This is a genomic window from Allorhizocola rhizosphaerae (assembly GCF_003426775.1).
GTDB classification, from domain to species: domain Bacteria; phylum Actinomycetota; class Actinomycetes; order Mycobacteriales; family Micromonosporaceae; genus Allorhizocola; species Allorhizocola rhizosphaerae.
In genome coordinates, this window is record NZ_QJUG01000394.1 from 1 (window position 1) to 3,922 (window position 3,922).

The following is a 3,922-nucleotide window of genomic DNA, read 5'->3' on the forward strand; positions in this document are numbered from 1 at the left end:
TCCGAAACGGCGCGGTCTGCGACCGGGCAAGGGAATCCAGCACTTCCCGCTCACCATCGGATACCGGTAACGGATCGGCAGCAGCAGTCATGACATCGAATACTACACAACTGTCTATTCAAAACTGAGACGGCACACTAGCAGGCCCAGGCCGGAAAATTTGGCGTTCCCCGCTCTGCACGGCATTCACATTTGCCCAGCTGAGAGCGGTGGGCTCTTGCGCAGGTTCGCGCCCTACCCCGGCCAGTTGGTCAGCCGTACGATCCAATCGGGACGTCCGGTTCGGACGTTCGGGCGTACACATTGATTCTCGCCTTCATGTAGCAGGCGGTCAGATGCCGTGTGCTGGCGTCCACAGGTCGGCGATGTGCTGGATACGCCCGCTGACTAACCTGGTTGTTCGTGACCACTGAGACTGATCTGCGGGACTGGCGCTTGGGCCAAATCATCGCTGAACGTCTGTGCGCCGGGATCATGCATGCGTGTGGCTTCGTTGATGTTGATCCACAAGCGACCCTTGGCGGGCCGGACGGGCGCAAGGACATCGTGGCCTTCCGGGACGGCCGTAAGGTTGTCGCGGCCGTCTATTTCCCGCCCACGCCGCCCACGTTCGCGGAGATCAGGGCGAAATACCGTCACGACCGTGATGGAGTGGCGGCCAATCATGCCGACGGCTTCGTGTTTTTCGTCAACCAGCACCTAACACTTGGCCAGCGTCAGGAACTCGCGGGCAGCACTGGCGCCGATGAGATCTTTCACCTGGAGCGGATCAGGTCCCTTTTAGACTCCCCGCGCGGATATGGGCTGCGGCTTGAATACTTAAACCGGCCGATGACTGCTGAGGAGCAGTTGTCGTTGTTCAATGCTCAGCGTCAGGATGTCTTGCATCATCTGCTGACCACGCAGCCGCCGGAAGTCGTCGCCGAGGAAGTTCGGTCTTCGGTGGCGAACCTGAACGTGTGGCAGCTGCGGCTGCTGCACCGGGTACTCATGGAAGCCGGCGGTGCTCACGTCAAGATCGGTGGGCAGTATCGCGAGATGCAAGTGTGGGTTTCTGGCGCTGACGAGGTGCATTTCCAGCCCCCGCCACCGCATGACGTTCCCCGGCTGGTTCTGGATTTGATGCAGTGGTGGCGCGGCGCCTACGTCAGTGTCATCAAGGCAGACCAGGAGGCGGTGATCAGGGTTCTCGCACGGTTCCACTTCGGGCTTTCCTCGATCCAGCCGTTCCTCGACGGAAATGGCCGCCTGGCAAGGGTTCTGATAGACCAGGCGGCAGAAGAGCTCCTGGGCAAACGCATCGCGGCGGATCTCACCGGTTCCTACCCGGCCTACCACCAGGCGCTGCGGGCAGCTGACGCGGGCGACCTAGAACCCCTGACCGACCTGATCCGGGTCGCACTCGAAGGATGATCATTGCTCCCCGAGGGCAGCCGTGTGAAAAGGACGGGAAGGATGTCAGAGGCAGGAGCTACGCTTTCCCGGCTATGGCGAACAAGACTGACAAGAGCGCGGTATGACCGGCTCGCCGGGTATCCCGCGCCACCGTCTACCAACCGGAGACGATCACCCCCGGTTCGTGGCGGAGGGCCGCGCGCCGGTAACGCATGAGGATGAGCGCCACCGCAGCCGGGTGAGCGGCATCACCTCATGGCAGCAGGTCTCCCAGGTCAAGAACACCTACGGGGTGGTGCCCATCGTCCCATTCCCGTGCAGCCCGGACCTGGGCGAGGAGCCGGAGGCCGTATTCGCCGGGGTGCTCGATGTTCAGGACCGGATCAACTTCGGCATCTTGAACCGGATGACCGCCGAACGGTACGGCGCGTTCCGGCAAAAACATGTCACTGGGCACAAGTTCAAGCGCAGCACCGACCCGGACACCGGCATGGAAATCGTCGAATCGTTCCAGCGTGAAGGTGATCGCGACGTTGGCGGCGTGCCCGGCCGAGGTAGACCGGGACACGGCGGTCGCCGTCCTCGTGGGGATGACGTCGCGAACGCTTGCGTACCGCGGGCGAGGCCGCTACCCGGTCGACAAGGCAAAGGACGTTTTCGAGAAGCTGATCGTGCTGCTGGGGCGTGGAAACCCGTTGGTGGACGAACAGCGATCTGAACTCGTGGAAGCCGGTGACCCGACACACCATCGACGCTCTTGTCGTCGGTACCGGCGGCGGAGTGCTGGTCGCGGTGCTGGCGACGGACGAAGACTGACTCAACGAGACGTGTGGTGGTGATGCACGAGTATCATCAGCAGCTGCGTGACCGGTTCCTCGCTGCCCCGATCATGGCCGCCGACGCCGTGGCTCGCGTTGCCCACGCCACACAGGTACATACCTGTGGGTGCTACTGGGTGTCGGCTTCGCAGCCGATCCGGCCAGCGGCACCGACCTCCTCATGGTCGTCTCGCACGACGATCGCGGCCTGTTCGATCCGGCCACGGGCGCGAAGATCGCCCACGATCGTGACCCGGATCCGGGCCTCTACATCCCGACCGGACCGGCCCTGCCCGGGGATTGGCCCGCTGGCCGACACGCGGGTCCGCATCGCCGGGCTCTTCGGTGGCGCCCTGCACACCGCCACCGACGACGGCTGGACCGTCGATGGCGTCGCACCCGACTGGCCCAACGAACACGTCGCGCTCTCCCTGGACGGCGATATCTACCGTGGCACGGTCGGTACGCATTGGTGGCCCATCTTCGACTCCGACTACTCGGAGCTTCGCGCTACCGGCTTCTCGGCCTCCGGGCGCACGCTCCTGGTCGCCACCAGCAGCGATATCACGCTGTGGCACCGCAGGTGATCGAGTAGAGTGCGGCCGTGACGACGAGGGCGTACCGCGAGTTGACCGGCGACGAGAAGGCGGTCTGGGATCGCTTCGACGTGGAGTTCGACTTCCGGCCCAGCATGCACAGTTTCCCGGCGATCACCGAGCCGACCCCGTCGGTCACCTGGAGCCTGAGCACCCTCGACGACGATCCTGGATACCTGCGCCTGGATCGCCTAGTCGAGATCGTGCACGCCGGATTCACGGCGCTGGCGGGCGAGGGTTCGATTCTGTGCCTGGACTGGCAGCACCTGTGTTACCAGGTCTGGCCCAGCCTTATCGGGCCGGAGAACATCGACCCGCCGGGACAGCCTGGCTGGCCGTTGTCGCCGTGCCCCGACGGCGACTACTTCATCTACCTCGCGGAGGACTTCAGGTTCGGCACTTTTGGCCACCCCTGGGAGCCGTCGCTGTGCGTGTTCGGCGGCGACCTCTTGGCTCTGGTCGAAGCCGACCTGCATGAAGTCCTCGGCAAGGTCATGAGACGCGACGGCCGGCAGGTGACGGTATGAGCGAGGAACTGTTCGATGAGGCCAAGCGGCAGATGATGGCCGCCGGGACCCCAGTGACGGCGTGAACCTGGACGACATGAGTATCGACTTCGACGCCTACCTCAGCAGGGCGAAGCTGTTCGAGCACGTCGCGGTTCACCAGACCGGCGACGCGGACTGTCTGCTCATCGCGTCGTGCCGCGTCGCCCCGGGCGGGACTCCGACGGTGGTCGGCGAAACGCTCGCCAGCAGTTCCCGTTCGATGGTGGTGCCCCGGGCCGAGCCGTCGAACACGGCGTGGCCAAAGTGACCGTCGTTGTTCGGGGTGATGCGCAGGCGCTCAATCACTTCGACCGCGGCCGCTTCGATAAGCGGCACACGGCGCGCGCCGTACAGAGCTAGGTTTGGACGCAGCAGAAAACGCACAGCCCAGTCAAAAGGCGGTGCCAAGCGTTCCGGTGTGTGTGACTGGACCCCGATTATTGGTCCACAACCGATGAGAGTTCTTCGTGGTTGTTGATCCACTGCTGACGGAACGCCTCGGGGGTGAGGCCGTCCAGCGAGCCGTGGGGTCTGTACGTGTTGTACTCGATTCGCCAGTCCTCTG

Annotated in this window: 6 protein-coding genes; 4 read left to right on the plus strand and 2 right to left on the minus strand. The window is 64.0% G+C overall.

Annotated elements, in window-relative coordinates:
• Nucleotides 1-402 precede the first annotated feature (402 nt).
• The 4 genes from DM816_RS40710 (at nucleotide 403) to DM816_RS40725 (ending at nucleotide 3,336) form a co-directional block, all read left to right on the plus strand.
• The gene (locus DM816_RS40710; protein ID WP_162908370.1) at nucleotides 403-1,413 is read left to right on the plus strand and encodes a Fic family protein; all 1,011 of its coding nucleotides are present in this window, start codon (nucleotides 403-405) and stop codon (nucleotides 1,411-1,413) included.
• 103 nt (nucleotides 1,414-1,516) lie between these two features.
• Complete coding sequence (locus tag DM816_RS43325; protein ID WP_162908371.1) at nucleotides 1,517-2,113, plus strand: hypothetical protein; 597 nt, start codon at nucleotides 1,517-1,519, stop codon at nucleotides 2,111-2,113.
• A gap of 348 nt (nucleotides 2,114-2,461) precedes the next feature.
• Nucleotides 2,462-2,800: a hypothetical protein gene (locus tag DM816_RS44075; RefSeq protein WP_211589074.1), complete on the plus strand. Its 339-nt coding sequence runs from the start codon at nucleotides 2,462-2,464 to the stop codon at nucleotides 2,798-2,800.
• 17 nt (nucleotides 2,801-2,817) lie between these two features.
• Nucleotides 2,818-3,336, plus strand: a complete 519-nt coding sequence (locus DM816_RS40725; protein ID WP_117215784.1) for a DUF2716 domain-containing protein — start codon at nucleotides 2,818-2,820, stop codon at nucleotides 3,334-3,336.
• A 135-nt stretch (nucleotides 3,337-3,471) separates the two neighbouring features.
• On the opposite strand, the gene DM816_RS43330 is transcribed toward DM816_RS40725, so the two are convergent.
• Both DM816_RS43330 and DM816_RS46080 read right to left on the minus strand, forming a co-directional pair.
• The gene (locus DM816_RS43330) at nucleotides 3,472-3,741 is read right to left on the minus strand and encodes a hypothetical protein (RefSeq protein WP_162908372.1); all 270 of its coding nucleotides are present in this window, start codon (nucleotides 3,739-3,741) and stop codon (nucleotides 3,472-3,474) included.
• Between the two features lie 53 nt (nucleotides 3,742-3,794).
• Nucleotides 3,795-3,922 (minus strand): integrase core domain-containing protein (locus tag DM816_RS46080; protein ID WP_162907721.1); only part of this gene is annotated, 128 nt, incomplete at its 5' end.

What these genes read in the sequence shown, in the direction of transcription:
- DM816_RS43325 (WP_162908371.1), top strand. Translation starts at nt 1,517, where the DNA reads ATGACCGGCTCGCCGGGTATCCCGCGCCACCGTCTACCAACCGGAGAC.